Origin of the sequence: Vibrio sp. ER1A, assembly GCF_000733315.1 — a bacterium.
Classification (GTDB): domain Bacteria; phylum Pseudomonadota; class Gammaproteobacteria; order Enterobacterales; family Vibrionaceae; genus Vibrio; species Vibrio mediterranei.
The window spans coordinates 1,187,407-1,210,123 of sequence record NZ_JPJA01000086.1; the positions used below are offsets into that span (position 1 = coordinate 1,187,407).

Consider the following 22,717-nt stretch of genomic DNA (forward strand, 5'->3'; position numbering starts at 1 on the left):
GTTATCCTCAATGCTTAACTATCTGTTTTTTTTATTAAAATAAGAAGTAGCGCTGCGCCATTGGCAGTACATCCGCTGGTTCACAGACCAACAATTCGCCATCCGCTCGGACTTGATAGGTCTGGGAGTCCACTTCAATATTTGGCTGCCAATCATTCAGCTTCATGTCAGCCTTACTGATGGTGCGACACTGTTTAGCAACACCGATGAGGCTGCCCAATCCGAGTTCCTCAGCTATTCCAGCATTTTGTGCCGCTTGAGATACAAACAACATCGACGTGTGCTGAGAAGCCTTTCCGTAACTACCAAACATCGAACGATAGTGAACAGGTTGAGGGGTAGGAATAGAGGCGTTAGGGTCACCCATTGGAGCCATCGCAATCATGCCTCCTTTGAGAATGACGCTTGGCTTAACTCCAAAGAAAGCCGGTTTCCAAAGCACCAAATCAGCCAACTTACCCACTTCAATTGAGCCAATTTCATGAGCCATGCCATGGGTAATAGCTGGGTTAATGGTGTATTTGGCGACATAACGTTTTAGTCGGAAGTTATCGCTATAGCTTGAATCTTGCGGCAAACTTCCACGTTGTACTTTCATCTTATGCGCGGTCTGCCATGTGCGAGTAATCACCTCGCCAACTCGTCCCATCGCTTGTGAATCTGAGGCGATCATAGAGAACGCCCCAAGATCGTGAAGAATGTCTTCCGCAGCAATCGTTTCGCGGCGGATACGCGACTCAGCGAAGGCAACATCTTCTGCGATCGAAGGGGAAAGGTGATGGCACACCATCAACATGTCCAGATGTTCATCCACTGTATTTACGGTATAAGGCCTGGTTGGATTGGTAGAAGAAGGCAGCACGTTAGACTCCCCTGCCGCCTTAATGATATCTGGCGCATGACCACCACCCGCCCCTTCTGTGTGATAGGTATGAATAACTCGGTCACCAATTGCCCCCAACGTCGATTCAACAAAGCCCGATTCATTCAATGTGTCGGTGTGAATCGCCACTTGCACGTCCATCTCATCCGCGACGGTCAAACAAGTATCAATAGAAGCAGGTGTGGTTCCCCAGTCTTCATGCAATTTTAAACCAACCGCACCTGCGGCTACCTGCTCACGTAATGCCTCTGGCTGACTGGCATTGCCTTTCCCTAGCAAGCCAAAATTCATTGGGAATTGGTCGAGGGACTCCAACATACGATGCATATTCCAAGGGCCAGGAGTACAGGTTGTCGCGTTAGTACCGGTATTCGGCCCGGTACCGCCGCCGATCATAGTAGTAACGCCAGATGCAAGCGCTTCTTCGATTTGTTGCGGACAGATAAAGTGGATATGTGAATCAATGCCTCCAGCGGTAAGGATTGAACCTTCTCCTGCTAACACTTCGGTTCCGGGGCCAACAATAATATCTACACCAGGCTGAATGTCGGGATTTCCCGCTTTACCAATCGCTGCGATACGGCCATTTTTCACCGCCACATCGGCTTTAACGATCCCCCAATAGTCGAGGATCAGTGCGTTTGTGATAACGAGGTCTGGCGTTTGACTGCTAGGCAATTGACTTTGCCCCATGCCATCACGAATGACTTTGCCACCGCCAAACTTAACTTCATCACCGTATACCGTGAGATCTTTTTCAACTTCTAGCCAAAGATCAGTATCCGCTAAACGAACTCGGTCACCCACCGTGGGACCAAACATCTCTGCATAGGCTTGCCTAGAAATACTCGCCATTATTCTTCCTTGTTGTTTTGAGTTAGGCGTCTTATAAACTGCCCATGACCTTACCTTGAAATCCGTAGACTTCGCGTTTACCCGCAAAGGCAACCAGCTCCACTGTGCGTGATTGTCCGGGTTCAAAACGCGTTGCTGTACCGGCGGCAATGTTTAAACGAAACCCTCGCGTCGCTTCGCGATCAAAGCTGAGTGCATTGTTAACTTCGTAGAAATGGTAGTGAGAACCTATCTGAACCGGACGGTCACCAAGGTTTTCGACGGTCACCGTTACTGTATCTCGCCCCGCATTGAGCTCAATATCACCTTTTGCGGTTTCAATTTGTCCCGGGACAAAGCCCGAGTAATTTGCTTTAGGCGCTGCCATAAGTCCCCCTAAACAATTGGTTCGTGGACGGTGACAAGCTTAGTCCCATCAGGGAACGTGGCTTCAACTTGCACATCAGGAATCATCGAAGGTACCCCTTCCATAACTTGGTCAGATGTGAGTAAAGTGCGTCCGAAATCCATTAGTTCTGAGACAGTTTTTCCTTCACGTGCCCCTTCTAAAATCGCACTTGAAATAAACGCTACCGATTCAGGATAATTAAGCTTTAGCCCTTTCTCTTTACGCTGTTTTGCCAACATTCCGGCGCAAAAAATCAGCAGTTTGTCCTTCTCTCTTGGGGTTAATTCCATTTAATAACCTTATGTTGTGAATATTGAATTTCGATCAAGTTGCCCAGATTCTTGGAGGCTCAGGACAGTCACCAGTCCAATGCTCGCGAACCAACTGCCAGATCTTTTCGAAGCACGCCAAGATCACTTCGCTCCAGTTTCCCAATGCACGAATAACCAGTAAATTTTCCAACTGGCTCGCAGCAATCAACACTGCACCTTCTTTGTGTTCTTGTTGCATGTTATTGAGCAAGGTCTGTACCAATTGGTAAAAATCCTCATCATCAATTGAAATGTAAACCGTCCCCATCATTTGATAATTCAATAAACCCCTATTTTTCAATAATTTATCATTACCACGAACATTCAAACCTTCAGTCAGTAGCAACTGCTTATCAAGATAAACCTCTGTTTTTCCGAGCAAATGACCTGAGCTAAATCCCTCATTTAGTGCAGGCCGCCCAAAACAGTGCATTTCCCAGCCCAAAAACTGTGCACCACGCTCCAAATGGATTTCGGTATCGAGACGAACGTGTGCATCAGGGAAAAAAATGTTCTCTTGCGGTAGCCACTCCAAGCGAGAGCCGCTGGCAACATGCAATGTTTGCTTTTGCTTGGCGTATTTAGATTCCGAACGATAAAACTTGGTCGCGCCTGGGGTGGTAATAAGTGATTTGGCACCTTGAATGGCGTGCACACTGATCTGTAGAGTATCTCCACCAACGACTCCTCCGGGTGGATGGAGCAAGTAAGTATGACAAGGGTTACCCTCTGGATACAGAGGGCGCTGAATGGCAAGTGGGCCTTGTTGAGAGCGGTGTTTTAATACCGTTTTATCGCCGCGATCAATAAAGGTTAAGTCGAGAGTCGCTTTCCAACCGAATTGAGTGTGAGCGTCTATTACTTGTCCAAGCGAACCCTGAAGCGCCGTACTTGGATTGACACCCATTTCTTTCTGATTTGTCGCTGGTGCATTCATACTGTTAGGTACTCCTTGATTAACGAGTCGTCTAGGGTCGACATCTCACCCGCCGCAACTTGCCTGCCACGATCCAGAATGCAGAATTGATCTCCAACTTTTCTGGCAAAAGGCAGTTTTTGCTCCACCAGCAATACTGTTAGGCCAAGCTTTTCATTCAACATTCTGATGATGTCACCAATCTCCTGGACGATATTGGGCTGTATGCCTTCGGTAGGTTCATCGAGAATCAACAGTTTTGGATTAACGACCAAAGCTCTACCAATAGCTAGCTGTTGCTGCTGACCACCTGATAAGTCGCCACCGCGACGATGTAACATCTCTTTTAACACTGGGAACAAATCGAAGATAAATTCAGGAATGCGTCTATCGCCTTTTTCACGAATCGGCAGACCAACTTCAAGGTTTTCTTGAACGGTCAACATGGGAAAGATTTGTCGACCTTGAGGAACATAACCAATACCCATACGAGGTCGAGATTCTGCGTCATGCTTAAGTAGCGACTCTCCGTTTAATTGAATATCTCCGCTTGAGACTTTCACAAGCCCCATAACACACTGAAGTAAGGTGGTTTTACCCACGCCATTTCGTCCCATCAGCACGGTGCACTTACCCTTCGGAATCGACATATCCAAATCCCATAAGGTATGACTTTCACCATAAAACTGGTTCAATGACTGGATCTGCAACATATTATTCCCCTAAATACACTTGTTTTACTTCTGGATGAGATTGCACTTGATCCATGGTTCCTTCCGCCAAGACATGTCCTTGATGGAGCACAGTTACGTGGCTGGCAATAGAGCGAACAAAATCCATATCATGCTCTACCACGACCACCGAGTGTTTACCCGCCAGCGAGTTCAATAGCTCTGAGGTGCGATCCATCTCTTGATGAGTCATGCCTGCTACAGGCTCATCCACCAGCAACAACTTAGGGTTTTGCATCAGCAACATGCCGATCTCTAACCATTGCTTTTGTCCATGAGACAAGTTACCAGCCGTCAACGTGGCATGATCTTGCAAATGAATCAGCGTCAATACTGACTCTAGCTTGTCCTTTTGTTCGCCAGACAGTTTGGCAACAAACGTCCCCCAAACCCCGCGAACGCCGGACATAGCCAACTCTAAGTTCTGCCAAACGGTTAGACATTCAATAACGGTCGGTTTTTGGAACTTTCTACCAACGCCTGCATTGGCAATTTCAGACTCGTTCATTTTTAACAGGTTAATATTAGAGCCCAACCAGACTTGCCCTGTGTCTGGCTTCGTTTTGCCCGTAATGATGTCCATCATGGTGGTTTTTCCCGCACCATTGGGACCAATGATGCAGCGTAACTCCCCCTCTTTGATATATAAGTTGAGATCGTTGATGGCCTTAAACCCGTCAAAGCTTTTGTTGACCCCTTCCACGTACAGAAGGACGTTATGACGAGTATCAATTAGGGGGTGATGATCCGGTTTTAAAAAAGAGAAAACTTCGTCTCGACGAGCCAACTCTTGGACCGAACTTTTTAGCTGTTGGGCTCGATGCAGTGTCGTCATGCTGTCACCTCCTTTGTCTGAGTTTTCGGGTTAGATGCCTTTTTACGGAATTGTTGGGCTTTGTCGGAGAAGAAGCCAATCAAACCCTTAGGGAAATACATCGTTGAGAGGACAAACAACCCACCCAACGCAAACAACCACACTTCTGGAAACTCGACCGTAAACCAACTCTTTGCATAGTTGATCACCAATGCCCCAACAATGGCACCGAACAAGGTAGCGCGACCGCCAAGGGCAACCCAGACAACCACTTCAATCGAGTTGAGAGGTGCAAACTCACCAGGGTTAATGATGCCGACCTGTGGGACATATAAAGCGCCCGCAACACCTGCTATGACTGCCGATAACACAAAGATCCATAGTTTGATACCATCGACGTCATAGCCCATAAATCGGGTTCGTGACTCAGTATCACGAATCGCCATTGAAACACGTCCTAAACGGCTACCGATGATGGTTCGACAGACCACATAACTCACCATCAAAGCGATACCAGTAATCATAAATAGTGCAATTTTGGTGGCATCCTGCTGTAAGCTAAAACCTAAGATGTCTTTAAAGTCAGTGAGACCATTGTTGCCACCAAATCCCATCTCATTGCGGAAAAAAGCCAACATTAATGCGTAGGTCAAAGCCTGAGTCATAATGGATAAATACACGCCCGACACACGAGAACGGAAAGCGAGATATCCAAAAACGTAAGCCAAGGCACCAGGAACCAAGACCACCATCAAACAAGCAAACCAGAATTGGTCAAAGCCCTGCCAAAACCAAGGCAATGCTTGCCAGTCTAGAAACACCATAAAGTCCGGCAAAATAGGATTACCATAGACACCCCGATCACCAATTTGACGCATCAAGTACATACCCATGGCATAACCGCCAAGAGCAAAAAAAGCCCCGTGCCCAAGACTTAAAATCCCTAGATAACCCCAGACTAAGTCCACAGCGAGCGCCAACATGGCGTAACTGAGATACTTGCCCATAAGTGAAATGGTGAAGGTTTCAACATGAAGTGGGTGACCTATTGGCAACAAGGTGTTCGCCAGTGGCACGACAACAACAGCAACTAGGAGAGCCAGAATGGTAAGCTGACCACCCCTATCCCCTCTTAATGCCGATAGAACAAAAGATTTAGATTGCATAGTGTCAGTTATCCTTAACCTTCAGCCGCTCGCCCGCGCTGTGGAAATAACCCACGTGGACGCTTTTGAATGAACAAAATGATAAATACCAATACCAAGATTTTGGCCAATACCGCCCCAGCCCAAGGTTCAAGGATCTTATTGAATAGGCCTAGGCTTAATCCCGCAACGAGCGTTCCCCACAAGTTGCCAACACCACCAAACACCACCACCATAAACGAGTCTATGATGTAGGCTTGTCCCATATTCGGGCCCACATTGGTGAGCTGGGATAACGCAACACCTGCCACTCCTGCTACTCCAGACCCTAACCCGAACGTCAATGCATCCACTCTCTCGGAGCGAATGCCCATTGCTCTCGCCATAGCTCTATTTTGTGATACGGCCCGAACCTGCAAACCCAGTGGGGTTTTCTTAAGCACCCTCACCAAGCCGATAAACACCATGATGCAGAACAAAATGATGTAAAGACGGTTATAGGTAAGTGACAACATTGGGTTGACTTGCAGCGCACCTGACATCCAATCAGGTGTGCTCACTGAGCGATTAAGTGGAGAGAAAATGGAGCGCACAGCTTGCTGCAGGATCAAACTGATCCCGAAAGTCGCTAGCAAGGTTTCTAGTGGTCGACCGTAAAGATGACGAATGACGCTTCGCTCAATGGCAATACCTACTAGTCCAGAGACAATAAACGCCATAGGGATAGAAAGAATCAGCGCTAGACCAATTTGGTTTGGCATTAACTGCTGCATGACATAGGTGGTGTAAGCACCGATCATAATCAGCTCACCATGGGCCATATTAATCACACCCATCACACCAAAGGTGATAGCTAACCCGATCCCTGCGAGTACCAGAACCGAGCCTAAGCTGAGCCCGAAAAATACCGTCTCAACCCCTGAGTAGAATTTTTGACTCTGTTGATAGCGGTCTAATGCGCGCTCTGCTGCACTGCGCACGAGATCGTCAGTCTCCGTTTTCAGCACTTGATTAAGCGTTGATAACACTACCGATTGTTTGTAATCAGATAGAACATCAATGGCGGCAATCCGCTGCTCAGTGGTGTTGCCTGTTAGAGCTTCATCAATGGACAGTGCGAGACGCAACAGGCTTGCAATCTCTTGTTCCGTTTCAATACTGGCTCTTTGTTTAAGACGGGAGATAACTGCATCGTCGGTTTGCCCCACTAATGCTGTTACTGCATTTAAACGAATTGTCGCATCGGCATGATCCAACCCGAGCGAGGCAATTTCTAAACGAATTAAGCTTCGTAGCTTGTTGTTCACCCGAACTTTTTTGAACTGGCGAGAAGACTCGACAGCGAGAGTAGTATCGCTCCATGCACTGACGACTTGAGCCGCATTGCGGATATCGCTTGATAGAAATAATTGTTGGTATTGGTCACTCGATTTGTCATTGAAATAATACAGATTGCCATGTAGCCAAGCGGTTAACACAGATTTAGCGACGTCGCTGGGTTCGTGGTCCACGAGCCAAGACATCGCCGCTTGTTTTTGAGGGGTGCTTTTTCCTATGAGCACTTTTGAGAAAGACTCTCGGTCACTTACGTTTGCCAACGCGACATTCGTACTCAAAATTAAGAACACGACCACTTTCAATAATTGAGTTATGTTTTTCATGAAATGCGTCCTTTGCGTTGCCCTCTCTTGAAATACATTGAGGACAAGATCTAAAAGGTGCTTTCACGAGAAACCGTGAAAGCACCATACCGTCTAGCAACTAGTTTGCGCTTCCTGAGCACTTACCAGTTTCGACGTTGAACGCACCACAAGAAAATGGTTTAGACCAACTAGAATAGAGCTTTGCAGATTCTGGCAAGAAGTTTGACCATGCATCACCAGCCACTAAGCCCGTAGTTTCCCAAACGATATCAAACTGCCCGTCGTCTTGAATCTCACCGATCAAAACAGGTTTGGTAATGTGGTGATTAGGTAGCATAGTCGAGTAGCCCCCAGACAGATTCGGCACCGAAACACCAATTAGCGCATCTTGAACTTGTTCTGCATCCGTCGTACCCGCATTGGTTACCGCTTGAGTCCACATATTGAAACCAATGTAGTGTGCTTCCATTGGGTCATTCGTCACTCGTTTGTCACTCGCGATAAACTTCTGCCAAGTTTCTACAAATTCTTCATTTGCCTGCGTGTCGACACTCATAAAGTAGTTCCAGGCTGCCAGATGCCCGACTAACGCCGACGTATCCATCCCAGATAGCTCTTCTTCACCCACTGAGAATGCGACTACGGGAATGTCCTCCGAAGAGACACCTTGCGCGCCTAACTCTTTATAAAAGGGGACATTCGCATCGCCATTAATCGTAGAAACCACCGCCGTTTTTTTACCCTCAGAGCCAAACTTCTTAATCTCTGAAACAATCGACTGCCAATCAGAATGACCAAATGGCGTGTAGCTGATCATGATATCTTTCTCACTGACGCCTTTGTCTTTTAGGTAGGCTTCTAAGATCTTATTCGTCGTGCGCGGATAAACATAGTCCGTCCCCGCCAGCACCCAACGCTCGACGTCCAGTTCGGTCATCAGGTAGTCAACGGCAGGAACGGCCTGCTGGTTTGGCGCGGCGCCAGTGTAGAACACATTCTTCGAAGACTCTTCGCCTTCGTACTGCACTGGATAAAATAAGATACTGTTTAACTCTTCGAACACGGGCAACATCGACTTACGAGAGACCGATGTCCACCCACCAAACACCACATCCACTTTTTCTTTTTCCACTAATTCGCGAGCTTTCTCCGCAAACAATGGCCAATTGGAAGCAGGATCGACAACCACAGCTTCTAGCTGCTTCCCAAGTAAACCGCCCTTTTTATTTTGTTCTTCCACCAGCATTAAGATGGTATCTTTTAGCGTGGTTTCACTGATGGCCATGGTGCCAGATAATGAGTGCAATACTCCGACTTTAATCGTTTCTTCCTCAGCCACTGCCATACCCGATACAAGAGCCATTGAAGCACTCACTGCAGCAAGCTTAAGTTTGAACGTCATGTTCATGTTGGATATCTCCCTATTATGAATAGTTATGTCTAACTTTCACATTTCAAGAAGAGTGCCAGATATGACAATTACAATCCCGAAGACTCAACAAATTGAATATTAAAGCTTTTATATCAAACCAGCACTGGATTGAACCTCAATACTCATTCTGGTGCGCTGCATATTGGTGCAATCATAAGTAGATTTTCACCAAGATAGCGATATCACTCGCAATATTTACCTCCTGTCTTTGTTCTTTAGACTCAAGCTATTAAAAAACCTCTTTGGTTTACGCTTCCATATAAGAAAAATGCGACTAACTCGACACCTCATCTAAGGTAACTGATTGCATACCATGTTGATTCTCATTAGTTTAATAAGGCAGACAATAGGGAGAAAGTGATGCAACAACAAACCTTTAGTGAATTTATCAAACGTGTTTTGATGCTTGGCGTGCCTATCGCTTTGCAAAGCTTACTGATGAGCAGCTTGGGGTTTGTTGATAGTTTAATGATCAGTCAATTAGGTACTCAGGAAGTCGCCGCTGCGGGTATTGGTGCGAGGATATTTTGGGTTTCTATCGTTTTTATCTGGGGATTAAGCTCCGGAATGGGGATTTTACTTGCGCAATATTGGGGCGCACAAGACGAGCATGGCCTAAAGAACAACCTTGCATTAGGCACTATTGTGACCCAAATATTTGCCTGTCTCTGCTTCTCTATCTGCTTTTTTACGCCGCAGTTACTCCCTCAACTGTTTAATCCAAGTCGCGAGGTACTTGCACTCTCCAGCCAATATGTACAACTGCTGGGCGTCGCAACCCTGCTCTCAGGATTAACCATTGCTGCGGATACGGCACTGCGCTCTATTGGACAAACGCAAATCAATCTTTACTTGTCCATCATAGAGATTGGCCTGAACGTTGCGTTGAACTACGTACTCATCTTCGGCCACTTTGGTGCCCCAGAACTTGGTTTACTTGGCGCAGGCATCGGCAGTGTGATCGCGCGTAGTGTTCGTCTTATTGCCGTCATTACTCTTATCTATTATCGATACCCAGCACTAGCACTCCGCCTTAAGCATATATCCAATGCTTTTAAACCTTCATTGGTTCGTAAGTTTTTCACGATTACTTACCCTATTGTCGTCGGAACCTTTATCTGGTGCGCAGGGATCTTTACCTTCCACTTGATTCTTGGCCGCATGGGCGAAATCGAACTGGCGACTATGGCTGTGATTACGCCGTTAGAGTCTATTGGACTTTCTGTGGCTCATGGTTTATCTAGCGCTGTCGGTATCCTGATTGGCAACAGTTTGGGTGCGAATCAGTTTGGACTCAGCACCATTTACGCACGCTGGGCATTCAAATCCGCCATTCTTCTGGGCGCTGTACTCGGCGGACTATTACTAATAATGCAAACTGCCATATTGAAACTCTATGGAGCGCTATCGCTAGAAGTTATCGACTTGATGGCACTAAGCTTCCCAATTGTCGCGTTGAGTATCTTGATGCGCAGCATCAACATCACCTTGATCGTGGGGATTTTGCGTAGCGGCGGAGACAACAAATTCTGTATGAATATGGACTTTGTTTGCCAGTGGGTCTGGGCAGTTCCACTCACCGCTTTGGGAGCGATGTTCTTTGACTGGTCGTTTCCGGTAGTATTGTTAATGATGACATCAGAAGAGATCGTCAAAGCTTTCCCCGCTACTTGGCGTGTATTCAGTCATCGATGGGTCAACAATCTGACTGATAGCGAAGCACGACCCACCGCTTAACATGAGCTTTCAGGCAGCTAACCAATTTCAAAAGAAGTCACACCAAAGGTTCTACTAAGAGCAATATCAGGACTGCCCTTGGTATACATGCGCGCTGTCTCAAAACAGGCGGTCATTTGATGATTTGATGCCAACTCTAGTGCTGCTTTATTGGTTTCAGGGACATCTAGAAAAACCGGTTGGTCTGGCTCAACACTCGAAGTAAGTCCAGTATAGAGCATGTTTGCAATACTCATTGAGTCAGCAAATAACGGTCCTATTTTATACCCATCTTTGCACGGCCGAATAACCCCAATGCCTTTAATATCAGAAGGTGAACCAGCATATAAAGCCACACTGTTTGGCTGAAACAGCCATGATTGATAGAACGCCTCTCGATGTGGCGGGAAAAAGGGGAGCAAGTAATGCTGAGCTAAATCCAAACTTACACTATGCAAAGGCTTGATAGTCTCTTGATTATATGGCGATGATGCGGTTAGGCTTTGATAGCGAATATTACGGTGTGACAAGACAAATCCAGAGCGCTTGTAGTTGTCCTGTTGGTCTACGACGCCATCCAAAGCAACATTGCAACCCTCTAAATAAGCCATTCCTTTACGCCAAATTTGTATTCCATACCCTTTCCCCCGATACTCTGGTTTGACGATATAAAACCCCAAGAAGCCAAAGTTGTGGTCATATTTGATCACAGAGATACACGCTATCGGCTCACCGTCTAAACTCCCTAGCAAGAAGCCGGACGGGTCAGCAAGGAAGTACTGCTGCGCATCATTGAGCCCTGGATTCCAGCCCTCTTCCGCCGCCCAATCGACCGCTAACTGCACCTCTTCCAAATTCATTTGTCTAATATGAAATCCCTTCATATTTGCACCTTTCATTGCGTCTACTGTTATAAGTAACTTAGTGGGCAATACAAACTTCTACAACAAGCTCATTGGAAGCGACTAAAGGTCGTGCTAGATTTTGTGAGTCATTACCAAAAAGAACGAAAGACATGAATACATTTCCTAACTGGCTTCAAGGTGAAGTCATCAAAGACAAGGTTACTAACCCTAATATTCAGGTTGGCGACTACTCCTATTACTCTGGCTTTTACCACGGCAAGAGCTTCGAAGATATCGCAGTTCGCTACCTACTGGGCGATAAACCCACGAGAGAATTTTGGGAAAGCGGTGCTTATACCGATATCGATAAACTGATCATCGGTAAGTTTTGCTCTTTTGCTTCAGGGGCAACGTTTATGCTCGCGGGCAACCAAGGGCATCGACTCGATTGGATTTCTACCTTCCCATTCTCACAAGAAACCTTCGGTACTGATGTCAAAGATGGCTTTCAGAAAGCGGGCGATACCATCGTTGGCAACGATGTGTGGATTGGCAGTGAAGCGATGATTATGCCTGGAGTCAAAATTGGCGATGGCGCTGTCATTGGCGCTCGTTCGGTTATCACCAAAGACGTAGAGCCCTATGCCATTGTGGTTGGACATAATACGGTGATCAAAAAACGTTTCAGCGAAGATCAGATCAATAAATTGCTTGAGATGCAGTGGTGGAACTGGCCTCTAGATACACTAAAGCAAGTTATGTCCGTAATGTGTAGCCCTGATATTGATGCGTTGTATCAATACTATCAATCACATCCAGACTTAACGCATTCATGATAACTATTTAAGTAAGTTAACTTATTGTCGCTTCATGTAAAACCTACCAGCTGCTGACAGGCGGTTAACTCGACAATCGTGAATACATAGACAATGACCTGAGAACACACATCTCTTAGGTCATTCATGAACAGAAAATTCTCCCAAAAAGCGCAAATACTCATCTTATTCTTGAGCGTTTTGTCCTCCCCTACCTTTGCTGACCCTTGGCATAAACACTTCGACAAACCGTGGAAAAAGCACAAACATCATAAGAAAGAAGTTCACATTGTGCACCACTATGAGCCTCATAGATTACCGGACTCCGCCGTTATGCTTGCCATCGCAGGGGTTACCTATGCGTTGATTGATGGCCACTACTACAAAAAAGAGAAGCACAAATACATTATCGTAGAGAAGCCACCAAAGAGGCGTTATCCACTAGGACAAATGGTGAAAAAGCTCCCTGAAGGGGCGACAGCAGTAAATAAAAGAGGACAACAGTACTTTGTTTCGAGAGGAAATTGGTTTCTTGCGGTGAGCAATGGTAAGTACGTTGTGGTTGAGCCGTAGCTCGTAAAGAAGGGGGGACTTAGGCGATACTCACATGAACTGCTTTAGGGAGTATCGCTTACTTTTCAAATCCTTGAAAGGCTGGTTACATAACCCAAGTTAGGCTAAGTAACAAAACTACAGCTGAAGTCGCAAGGTACATCGTTAGGATAGTTGCGATCTCACCTAGAGTAGAAGTTGAAGATTTTGATGCTTTTTCTACTTCTGTAGTTTTCTCAGTGTCCAATGTTGATAGAAGTGCTGCGTTCATTTTCTCTACCTTATGTAATAACATTTCAAAAGACAGAGCGAATTTTACCCATTTCGTGACGAAGGTCAAATGTTTTAAGTAATTTAATTACAAATAATTTTATGGATTCTCGATTAGTTTATCTAATCCAATCTGGCCTAACCATCGTCACCTCTTTGGATGGGCAAACCTCAGTTAAAAGCGTCGGGTTAGACTCGAAATAAACTGACGCTTTTTACTTCCATTCTGTCCATACTCCATAGAAAGAGACCAATCTCGATTGAAGTTATAGTTGGCACCCACTAACCCCAGCCACTTATCAATATTCTCTTGCTCAACCTTATAATCAATAGACTCATTGGTGCCTGGTATTGGTTGTGACCCCGAAATGGTTAAACGGCTATCCAGATAGGTTGCCCCAGCATAAATGGCAATGGATTGAGTTCCTTTAAGTGGAATTTGCTTACCAACACGAGGCGAGATATTAAGAACAAACCCTTCAGCATCACTGCGACGCATGTCCGCATAAGAGACCGAAATTGGAACTGTGAAGAAGTAATCTTTCCAACCTGAAGCTAGGATAGTGCCAACGGTATAATTGGTACCACTTAGATCGGCGACAACGGGCACTGTAAGTGCTTTGTCTTCTACTCTATTACACACTGGCTTATTCGCAAGTTTGGAACAATCTATACCTGCCTGATTGATAAAGTCGTTCCCATCAATAGTAAATTGAATATCAGCTTCACCACTGATTTTACCAACCGTCGCGAAGACATTCATAAACGGGAATACCCAAGCATCTAGCTTTAACTGTGGAGTCTGTGTATGGCTGGTATTGTTATCAAACGAAACGAAGTCAATCGGTACTTTGTTTGAACCACGAAAGCCAACTTCTAAATCATTAAGCTGCATTTGTTGGAATGTATCGGCATAAATCACACTGATACCAAATGGCTTTGGCAAGCTAAACCCTTTATCAATAACATTCTGAGCATAGAAAGGCAGCGCTCGGTCCCACTTCTTAGGTGGCGCATCACTGGCAGTAATAGGCTCTTTATTTGGTACTCGATTTTCTCCAAGCCCTGTCTCTGTTAGGTCGTAGTTAACCGAAACCGACACTACCTTCGCACTACCGACGGCACCACCACCGGAACTAGAAATAAGATAGATAGGTACGTCTTCATCTCTACCTGCTAAGCTCATACTGCTAAACTGGCCATCTTCACCTAAAAACCACTCAGCTCCGACTGAAGGTTCCCAAGATCCACTGCGATATTCCTTTAATGTTGAAGCATCGTTGAAGATAGCCAACGCTTGAGTAGTACCTAGTGAAAGACCAGCCCCCACTTCGTATCGGTTGACGTTGATATAGGTTACGGAGCCATCTCGTTGGTCATAGATTGCACCAACTCCAGTACCACCACCTAAAACAGGGATCTTTACATTAGACATAGAAACAGCAGCGTAACCATCAGCATAGGCAAGCCGCTCAGGTAAGTCAGGGTAACGTTCACTGAGCTGATTAATCAGTGTATCTGATGTAGCATTAATCTCTTCGCGGGCCGCTTGGCGCTCTTCTGGAGGAATGGAAGAACTGCAACCTGCCAATGTCAATATACTCAATGCAACAATGTATGGATATTTGCTGTGCATAGCGGACCCCAAGTCAAAAGGAGGGCAGCCTACTTTATTGTGCGCTACGTCTCATCATAAGACACCGATTCAATCAATTGTTAGTAAATATTAATAGCTTTAATTCAATTCTGTAGCCGTTCAGCGGCTGAAACAAATCCTTCGCGTGCATTTTCTATAATGGGAAAGCCATGCGCTGGTAGCAAGGTATCATAGTTCAACATCGCCTTTTCCATTAGCTCAGTGGCCGTTGGTTTAGCCATTTTTAGCCATCCAGGACCAAAATTATTTGGAGAAATGAAACCCATATGGGGCATCACCCACTTTGCAAACCAATTGAAATATTCATCAGGTCGGGACCAGTTCTGCATACTGTCGCCAGATACCAAAATACCTTTATCCCGATGCAGCAGAATCAGGCCTTCATTGGGGGTACTGGTGGAAAACTCATGATAGGACGCACCATTGATAGGAAGATCATCACCCGACTTTAGAATTCGATCAGCACGGTAGTATTCTGCACTTTCTTCACTTGAAAATCCTCGTATATAAGGCGCGTCCACTGACCACAAGGTTGCTCCAAACGTTTCTTTATAAAATGGGTCATCAAAGCCATGAAAGGCAGCTAATCGAATGACGTGTTTAACGTCGCCCAACTCATCTAACTCAGCGATGCCTTCGTCACTCAGTCTCACCGAGTTTATTAAAATAAGGTCTCCACCTTGTTTAATCACAATCATATTTCGACTAAAGACAAGATTAAACGGTCCCCATTTAGGGTGTGGCGCTTTCATGGAAACAGACCCTGTGACCAAATAAATATTTTCCAATACTTGAGTCAATTCACCATGGGGTAATGCTTCGGGATAGTTCATTAGGTCACCTAAATGTACAAACTTGATTTGATTATAGACAACCACTGACAAATCACTACGTTACATGACATCAAGCCAATCAATAGATCTTTATAATTCTATAGCGGATCAGTATCAAATATAGAGTAATAACGACCAATCAATGGAACGAACTCTCATCAAGAAGTATTAGTAATACTGACGGCATTCAACGCTTCTCCGAGTCACTTCTTCACTGAACTGCTCGATTTTATATTCATTGTAAATTGCCCGAATTACCAATAGAGATCATTGGCAATTAAACGCGAATACTTTAATTATGAATATTGTACCAAGACCGTTATTTTCAGTGCGTATGCTAGCCCCTAAATACTGGGGAATCTGGTGCGCCTTTGGATTTCTCGCTTTCATCGTCAATGTCCTTCCCTACTCCTTTTTACGCGGACTAGGCACTGGAACTGGATTATTGGCGATGAAAATACTCAGGAAACGATCCCAAGTTGCCGCCCAAAATCTAGCACTTTGTTTTCCTCATTACACAACTCAACAACGCGATTTAATACTGAGAAACACGTTTAAACGCACTGGTATCGCACTGTTTGAAACGGGTATGGCTTGGTTTTGGCCTGAATGGCGACTACGCAGAATCTCTTCCGTTGTCGACAGGGAAGTCCTTTTAGAACAAGAGGCGGCGGGGCGAGGAACCTTGGTAGTGTGCAGTCATCACCTAAATCTAGAAATGACCGCTTCAATATTCGGTCAGTTTGCTCAAGGTTTTGGCGTTTATCGACCTCATTCAAACCTGGTTTACGAGTTCGTCCAACATAGAGGTCGCACCCGAAGTGGCCATCAAATGATTGACCGAACAGATGTAAGAACCATGCTTAGAGCGCTTAAAAAGGGATGCCGACTCTGGTATTTGCCAGACCATGATTATGGTCATCACAACTCAGTATTTGCACCGTTTTTTGCAGTGCAGCAAGCTGCTGTAACAGCAGGCCCCAGCGTCCTCATTGATGCCACAAACTGTGCCGTAATTTCAGGGGTTACTGTCGTACAAGATAATCATTATACGTTGCATATTGGCGAGGATTTGAGCGAGCAAATTCCAAGGCGTGACCCTGAAACTGCAGCCAAGGTACTAAACAAGGAACTAGAAGGAATGATTGAGCGCGATATTCCCGGTTGGATGTGGCTACATAAACGGTTTAAGACACGTCCAGAGGGCGCGAGCAGCCTGTACTCCTAACAATTGATTTATAAGAAAATAACACCTAACGGGAAAGGAGATTTGTAGTATGTTTCGAGCCCTACTCTTAATATGGAGCCTTGCTGTAACCTTACCAGTTATGTCGATGGAATATGAGACACTAAGTATCGACCAGCCAGCGATACACTATTCCGAACTGGCGTTTCCAAATAGCGATAACATCCAACCTAATCGCAGTGATTTCTCTATCAATAACTATGTTCTCATGAGTAGCGAGTCAGGAGAACGGTGGGCGGTTGTCACCGTAACCAATACTTCTTCAGCCAAACGTACTATCAATCAAACGCAGTTAGTTGCTATCTTGGCTAATGGCGAACGTATATTTGCTGAAGACTTTCATGAATCAGTTGGTCCGAACAAAACCACTTCTCTCACCATTAACTTTGGTTGGAACAAATTTCCAATTTTATCGATCTATTCAAGACACTAAGCGTCAATTAGCCGCTTGGCTTTTCGGAAAATAAAAAACCAGTCAATACGACTGGTTTTTTTAACTTTGAGCTCGTGCCCTACAGCAAAAATTAAGCGGAGAGTTTCTCGCGCTCTTTAATGATATTTTTTACCGGGTTCGCATAACTATCAATTAAGAACGGGTGAGCACCTTCTGGTAAAGCATCCAATTTATCTTGAAGCGTCGCGCGAGTCGTTCCAGTGATAAACTCATCTTCCAAACCTGCCGCCAACTTATTAATTGGAAACAGTGTGTAGTTTTCGTGAATCTGACGATCAATCTCTTCCGCAAGCGCTTCTGGAGTATCAAAATCTTGATCGATTACGTCACCAAATACAACGTGAACGCTGTCTTTACGGCCTACAATACCTTGAACGATACTCTCGATATCTTCAAATTCTCCTTTCTCGTAGTTACCATGCGTCGCTTTCTCGTAAAGCTCGTTAGCTTTCGCGATGTCACATGGATCGTTTTCGTACGAAATCGAAACAGGAACAATCTTTAAAGAACGGATGTACTCAGCAAAAGGTATCTTTTGCTTACGCCCTTCTACGTGGAACATTTTAAGAATAGCTGGATCAGTAAAATCGTTACCGTCTTTTGCTCGACCTTCTTTTTGGGCGATCCAAATGGAATTGCCAGTGTCCAGTGAGTGCTTAATGTATGAAGACAAAGTGCCCAACGCCTTCATCATTTCACGAGGGCCTTTCAAGGAGCGCTTTACAATGAAGCTCTTGTTTAGACGCATCAGTTCTGTAGCGCAAGGCTTCTTCAACAGGTTGTCACCAATCGCGATACGAACTGTTCTATGGTTCCCTTCATGCAGACCATAGTTGACTAGAGCCGGATCCATCGCAATGTCTCGGTGATTGGAGACAAATAGATACGACGTATTTTTGTCTAGTTTGTCGAGACCTTTGTACACCACGCCTTTCGTCGTCGTATCCAAGGTTTGCTCTAGGTATTTTTTTACCTCTAGTTGAATAGCTTCAACGCTATCCAGTTTCGCCCACTTAAACTTCAAGTACACTTTTACCATTGGGCTCATTAGAGCTTTGAACCAAGGAGCATGATTTGAAAAGCGATGTTGCAAAATAGCATCTATAAACTCTGCATCATTAATCAAACGGTCAATCGCTGCAGGAATCTCTTCGTCGTTGTACGGACGAATATCAATATATGGGTCGTTTTGTGTTGTCATGTTTGTTACATCAAATTAAAAGCTGCACTATTCTACGCTTAGTGTCTAAAGACCGCAGCTAACTTAAGTCTATTTTTGTTAAGGTCAGACCACACTTTTGCATGATTGTTCAGCACAGCGCACATAAAAGTGCGATCTTAGGTTGGATTTGGGATTCACTCACGGTAATCTACGCGCAGTTTAACTACCAAAGACCATCATGAACCACGCCATAGACTTTCAATCCATCAGCTACGACTTGCTGACTATTACACCTCGTAAAAAGACACTACATAATCAGCTGTTCAGAGTTGAGAGTGGAAAGGTGTTGTTGAAGCTTGGAAAAAATGAATATGTCTTTAACGCCGGTGATACATTCTGGCTACCACTGGATTGTTTGATGAGTTTAACCATCTTGCCAACTAGTCACGTGAGTGTAGTGAAATTCTCTGTCAGACTAACGGACTCTTTTCCCAAGCAAGCTGGTCAGGTCAACGTAAGCACGCTTACTTCCGCGCTCTTGGATAGGCTTCTTATTGAAAGTTGTGTTGATATCACCAAGGACTTGCTTCAAGTCATTCGTCATGATGTGACGAAGCTTTCTCCAAAACTATCACAAACTCAAGAATGCTTAGCGGTAAGTCAATGGAAACCGAACAGTGAGACGATTTCTGGCGAACTCGCACTCGCATTGCTTGTAAGAGAAGCTCGAAAGCAAAGACTATCAGGGATCAAATTAGAGGCTATCTGTGACAATCTTTTCGCAGGAAATAGAGAGCAACTTCAATTACTGTCTCAAAGCTTATTGGGCAACACTGACCTCCGTTAATTGACCGCAGAGCACACCCTACCTATTTCTAACTTTTCCTACTACTTTTCTTGGCGTCTCTGGTTGAACGGCTATCATCAGAGACGATACATCTCAATAACAGACAGCTATTCAATACTATTGACTATTAAGGAAGTAATATAACAATCCTAAGTGATTGGCACTAGGCTTCATAAAGATCTTACTTCAAACATAGTAGTAAAGCTGATGTAGGACGCCTCAATAGCGTTATTAGAATTAATCCATTGGTCTTCTGAGAAATATGTACTCGCTTTACGTAGACATGAGTCAGGAAACCAAAGAGGTTAATGATGCAGACCATTAATATTGTATGGCTTAAGCGTGATTTACGCTTAACCGATCACCAGCCCTTGCAGCAAGCCTTGTTGTCTAAGTTCCCAACCGTACTTCTATATGTTTTTGAACCCATGCTGCTTGATAACCCTCATTATTCTGAAAGACACTGGCGTTTCGTTTGGCAGTCCCTAACCGATATGAACGCTACGCTTGCCCCTCTCTCTCACAATGTCACTATCATGCACGGTGACGCCTTAGAGTGCTTTCGCTCTATAAGCAACCGTTTCTATATTAATGCAGTATTTTCTCATCAGGAGCTTGGCCTGAACTGTACTTTTGAACGAGATAAAAACATAGCCACTTGGTTTCAAAAACACAACATACCGTGGCACGAATACCAACTCGGTGCAGTAATACGAGGAGCTGCCAACAGAACTCACTGGGATAAACGTTGGAACAAAGTAATGAGAGAGCCTATTTTAGATATCCAACTCCATAACAAGGCACTTACCACTCTCGACACGGTTAGTCTTGATCATGCTTTTTCTCCACCACTAAACTGGCAATCAAAACTTAAGGGTATGCAGACTGGCGGTAGTTCGCTAGCTTGGGAGACGCTACATGATTTCTTCCAGCAACGCGGTCGTGAATACTATCGTTCCTTATCTAGCCCTACAGCGTCTCGGGTGGCGTGCTCACGCCTATCTCCCTATCTTGCGTGGGGTAACATCTCGCTTCGACAAGTTTACCAAAGCCTATTACAGCATTGGCAAGTTACTGGTTTTCGTCGCAGTCTAGTCGCTCTGTCTTCTCGTTTACATTGGCACTGTCATTTTATGCAGAAATTCGAATCGGAGTGTAAGATGGAGTTTCGTTGCCTAAACAAAGCCTATGAGCCACTGCTGGAACACAACACTAGTAGAGATCTAATACTGTTAGAGGCCTGGAAACAAGGTAAAACAGGCATACCGTTAGTCGATGCTAGTATGCGCTGCTTGCACCGGACAGGGTATCTCAACTTTCGAATGCGCGCCATGCTAGTCAGCTTTCTAACCCATCATCTAAATATAGACTGGCGTGCAGGCGTCACACACTTAGCGCAGCTTTTTCTAGACTTTGAGCCCGGTATTCACTATCCACAATTTCAAATGCAGGCCGGCATCACAGGGGTAAACACGATCCGTATCTACAACCCCACGAAACAAGCTCAAGAGCACGACTCTGAGGGTAAGTTTATTCTCAAGTGGCTACCTGAGTTGTCTAAGGTGCCTGTGCCGCTTTTGTTTGAGCCTTGGAAGATGACAGCGATGGAAGCCATTATGTACGATCTCGACTCTTCCGCCCTCTATCTCAACCCCATCATCGATTTGGAATCCAATGCAAAGACAGCAAGGGAGAGACTCTGGACATGGCGAAAAAGACTTGATGTCAAAGAAGAAGGTCAACGTATTCTGTCACGTCACGTTCGGTTATCTAGTCACAAAAAACGCGGTTGATCGACCAACCGACTTAACGCGTAAGATAGCTGTCTTATCACCTTTGAAAGAGACATTTATAGGTACAGTTATCGTTGAAATTCTGTCTCTTTTTGCACGTAAAAATATAGAAGGGAATGGCAGAAAGCCTCCAATGCATTATGAAAAATATCATCTTTTCAAAGAACGATATCGATAACATGGAATCTAGGTATCGAACTCGTCTTATCAACTCGTTAGCTGGATACAAAAGCGCAAATTTAATCGGCACTTGCGACCAACAAGGCAATGAAAATCTGGCTATTGTAAGCTCTGTCATTCACCTCGGCTCCCAACCACCACTCTTTGGCTTTGTTGTTCGTCCAAGAAATAGTCGCAGGCATACCATGGAAAATATACTCGAAACCGGTCATTTCACGATCAATGCCGTTGCTGCCAGCTTCTTCCAGCAAGCACATCAAACATCCGCTAGATATCCAAAGCACATATCCGAGTTCGGTGCTGTAGGACTTACTCCCTATTACCACTCTTCTTTTCCTGCTCCATTCGTACTTGAAAGCAATTTAAAAATGGGTTTGGTTCTGAAGGAGCACATCCATATTAAAAGTAACAACACAGAAATGCTCATAGGCGAAGTAGTTTCTATACACATGTCAGAACAAGCCATTATGCCTGACGGTTACCTTGATTTAGAACGTATCGACTTAGTAACCATTTCTGGTTTGGATAGTTACCATGTCACACAACGACTTGATCGCTTGAGTTATGCCAAGCCTGACGAGAGTTTGGTTTCATTAAATCGGAGGGGAGACCCTTAGTTAGGATTACCGAGCAACTTATATTCCATGACTAAGCGTGGGAGCTGATAAACAGAGCACAGAACAGCGTTACTTCTCTAAAACTGGTTAAAACGGCACTTCCACCTGCATCATCATATCGCCTTGGTAGTCTTGATGCCAACGGTAGTCCAAGCGTAAACGTGGTTCTTTACCTTTTTCACCAAAGCCAACGCCGAAATGAAGCCCTTGTGCCATCAGCCATTCTTGCATCGACATTTCGTCTTTATGACGAGCGATTTCCTCAGGTACCCATAAACCAATACCAACAAAACTATTTTCTATGTTACCTGTTAGCACAGGTTCGGATTCTTGCGTAAGAAGCCATTGATCCCAATAAGAATCTTGTAGAGAGTTGATAGGAGGTTCGTCTTCTATTAAACCACCAAGCGTAATAACTTGGTTGCCAATATAGTTGAAGGGTTTAGAAATAAGCGAGCAAAACGACTCTTCCTCCGTCGTTTTTAACACAACAGATTTGTTCGTATTACTCTCACAAAATGCGAATGCGAGAGGACTATTCACCACTACTACTAAAGCAATACAACTCCATCTTGCTTTCATTTTTTATTTTTCGTCCTTGTTATAATCTTT

Annotated in this window: 23 protein-coding genes; 8 read left to right on the top strand and 15 right to left on the bottom strand. The window is 44.8% G+C overall.

The features are described from left to right. Positions 1–34: 34 nt before the first annotated feature. From ureC to urtA, 9 genes are all read right to left on the bottom strand, one after another. Positions 35–1,738, bottom strand: coding sequence for an urease subunit alpha (gene ureC / locus HW45_RS12400; RefSeq protein WP_038227200.1), 1,704 nt, complete (start codon positions 1,736–1,738; stop codon positions 35–37). Between the two features lie 31 nt (positions 1,739–1,769). Continuing rightward, positions 1,770–2,105, bottom strand: a complete 336-nt coding sequence (locus HW45_RS12405) for an urease subunit beta (RefSeq protein ID WP_038227201.1) — start codon at positions 2,103–2,105, stop codon at positions 1,770–1,772. Positions 2,106–2,113: 8 nt separating this feature from the next. After that, positions 2,114–2,416 (bottom strand): urease subunit gamma, encoded by a 303-nt coding sequence (gene ureA, locus HW45_RS12410; protein ID WP_006074658.1) that lies wholly within the window; start codon positions 2,414–2,416, stop codon positions 2,114–2,116. A 34-nt stretch (positions 2,417–2,450) separates the two neighbouring features. Beyond that, positions 2,451–3,374: an urease accessory protein UreD gene (locus HW45_RS12415; RefSeq protein WP_200874576.1), complete on the bottom strand. Its 924-nt coding sequence runs from the start codon at positions 3,372–3,374 to the stop codon at positions 2,451–2,453. Next, positions 3,371–4,066 (bottom strand): urea ABC transporter ATP-binding subunit UrtE, encoded by a 696-nt coding sequence (gene urtE, locus HW45_RS12420; RefSeq protein ID WP_038227202.1) that lies wholly within the window; start codon positions 4,064–4,066, stop codon positions 3,371–3,373. The genes HW45_RS12415 and urtE overlap by 4 nt, the downstream gene beginning before the upstream one ends. 1 nt (position 4,067) lies before the next feature. Beyond that, positions 4,068–4,919: an urea ABC transporter ATP-binding protein UrtD gene (urtD, locus tag HW45_RS12425; protein WP_038227203.1), complete on the bottom strand. Its 852-nt coding sequence runs from the start codon at positions 4,917–4,919 to the stop codon at positions 4,068–4,070. Then, on the bottom strand, positions 4,916–6,064 hold the full coding sequence (urtC, locus tag HW45_RS12430) for an urea ABC transporter permease subunit UrtC (RefSeq protein ID WP_038227204.1): 1,149 nt from the start codon (positions 6,062–6,064) through the stop codon (positions 4,916–4,918). The genes urtD and urtC overlap by 4 nt, the downstream gene beginning before the upstream one ends. Positions 6,065–6,078: 14 nt before the next feature. Then, on the bottom strand, positions 6,079–7,704 hold the full coding sequence (urtB, locus tag HW45_RS12435; RefSeq protein WP_038227205.1) for an urea ABC transporter permease subunit UrtB: 1,626 nt from the start codon (positions 7,702–7,704) through the stop codon (positions 6,079–6,081). A 100-nt stretch (positions 7,705–7,804) separates the two neighbouring features. Then, positions 7,805–9,094, bottom strand: a complete 1,290-nt coding sequence (gene urtA / locus HW45_RS12440) for an urea ABC transporter substrate-binding protein (protein ID WP_038227206.1) — start codon at positions 9,092–9,094, stop codon at positions 7,805–7,807. 384 nt (positions 9,095–9,478) lie between these two features. On the opposite strand from urtA, the gene HW45_RS12445 reads away from it, so the two are divergent. Next, positions 9,479–10,855 (top strand): MATE family efflux transporter, encoded by a 1,377-nt coding sequence (locus tag HW45_RS12445; RefSeq protein WP_038227207.1) that lies wholly within the window; start codon positions 9,479–9,481, stop codon positions 10,853–10,855. A gap of 17 nt (positions 10,856–10,872) precedes the next feature. Here HW45_RS12445 and HW45_RS12450 read toward each other — a convergent pair whose 3' ends face one another. Further along, positions 10,873–11,718, bottom strand: a complete 846-nt coding sequence (locus HW45_RS12450; protein ID WP_235225458.1) for a GNAT family N-acetyltransferase — start codon at positions 11,716–11,718, stop codon at positions 10,873–10,875. A 131-nt stretch (positions 11,719–11,849) separates the two neighbouring features. On the opposite strand from HW45_RS12450, the gene HW45_RS12455 reads away from it, so the two are divergent. Both HW45_RS12455 and HW45_RS12460 read left to right on the top strand, forming a co-directional pair. Then, on the top strand, positions 11,850–12,515 hold the full coding sequence (locus HW45_RS12455; protein ID WP_038227209.1) for a CatB-related O-acetyltransferase: 666 nt from the start codon (positions 11,850–11,852) through the stop codon (positions 12,513–12,515). A 126-nt stretch (positions 12,516–12,641) separates the two neighbouring features. Further along, entirely contained in the window at positions 12,642–13,067 is a 426-nt protein-coding gene (locus HW45_RS12460) for a DUF6515 family protein (protein WP_038227210.1), read from the top strand. Positions 13,068–13,152: 85 nt separating this feature from the next. Here the strand turns inward: HW45_RS12460 and HW45_RS29575 are convergent, their stop codons facing one another. The 3 genes from HW45_RS29575 to HW45_RS12470 all read right to left on the bottom strand — a co-directional run bounded on the left by HW45_RS29575 (position 13,153) and on the right by HW45_RS12470 (position 15,806). After that, positions 13,153–13,317 (bottom strand): hypothetical protein, encoded by a 165-nt coding sequence (locus tag HW45_RS29575; protein ID WP_156020246.1) that lies wholly within the window; start codon positions 13,315–13,317, stop codon positions 13,153–13,155. A 174-nt stretch (positions 13,318–13,491) separates the two neighbouring features. After that, complete coding sequence (locus HW45_RS12465; RefSeq protein ID WP_051868038.1) at positions 13,492–14,952, bottom strand: hypothetical protein; 1,461 nt, start codon at positions 14,950–14,952, stop codon at positions 13,492–13,494. Positions 14,953–15,056: 104 nt separating this feature from the next. Continuing rightward, positions 15,057–15,806 (bottom strand): hypothetical protein, encoded by a 750-nt coding sequence (locus tag HW45_RS12470; protein WP_038227211.1) that lies wholly within the window; start codon positions 15,804–15,806, stop codon positions 15,057–15,059. Between the two features lie 298 nt (positions 15,807–16,104). Here HW45_RS12470 and lpxL point away from each other — a divergent pair, with 298 nt between their 5' ends. Both lpxL and HW45_RS12480 read left to right on the top strand, forming a co-directional pair. Next, the gene (lpxL, locus tag HW45_RS12475) at positions 16,105–17,034 is read left to right on the top strand and encodes an LpxL/LpxP family Kdo(2)-lipid IV(A) lauroyl/palmitoleoyl acyltransferase (RefSeq protein WP_038227212.1); all 930 of its coding nucleotides are present in this window, start codon (positions 16,105–16,107) and stop codon (positions 17,032–17,034) included. A gap of 49 nt (positions 17,035–17,083) precedes the next feature. Then, on the top strand, positions 17,084–17,485 hold the full coding sequence (locus HW45_RS12480) for a hypothetical protein (protein WP_065311704.1): 402 nt from the start codon (positions 17,084–17,086) through the stop codon (positions 17,483–17,485). Between the two features lie 91 nt (positions 17,486–17,576). Here the strand turns inward: HW45_RS12480 and HW45_RS12485 are convergent, their stop codons facing one another. Then, entirely contained in the window at positions 17,577–18,707 is a 1,131-nt protein-coding gene (locus HW45_RS12485) for a 1-acyl-sn-glycerol-3-phosphate acyltransferase (protein WP_006070949.1), read from the bottom strand. Between the two features lie 199 nt (positions 18,708–18,906). On the opposite strand from HW45_RS12485, the gene HW45_RS12490 reads away from it, so the two are divergent. The 3 genes from HW45_RS12490 (at position 18,907) to HW45_RS12500 (ending at position 22,105) form a co-directional block, all read left to right on the top strand. Further along, entirely contained in the window at positions 18,907–19,515 is a 609-nt protein-coding gene (locus HW45_RS12490) for a hypothetical protein (protein WP_038227213.1), read from the top strand. A gap of 311 nt (positions 19,516–19,826) precedes the next feature. Further along, a complete protein-coding gene (locus HW45_RS12495) occupies positions 19,827–21,308 on the top strand; it encodes a cryptochrome/deoxyribodipyrimidine photo-lyase family protein (protein ID WP_038227214.1) in 1,482 nt (493 codons plus the stop codon). A 140-nt stretch (positions 21,309–21,448) separates the two neighbouring features. Further along, positions 21,449–22,105, top strand: a complete 657-nt coding sequence (locus tag HW45_RS12500; protein WP_038227778.1) for a flavin reductase family protein — start codon at positions 21,449–21,451, stop codon at positions 22,103–22,105. Between the two features lie 87 nt (positions 22,106–22,192). On the opposite strand, the gene HW45_RS12505 is transcribed toward HW45_RS12500, so the two are convergent. Beyond that, entirely contained in the window at positions 22,193–22,687 is a 495-nt protein-coding gene (locus HW45_RS12505) for a hypothetical protein (protein ID WP_038227215.1), read from the bottom strand. Positions 22,688–22,717: the final 30 nt, after the last annotated feature.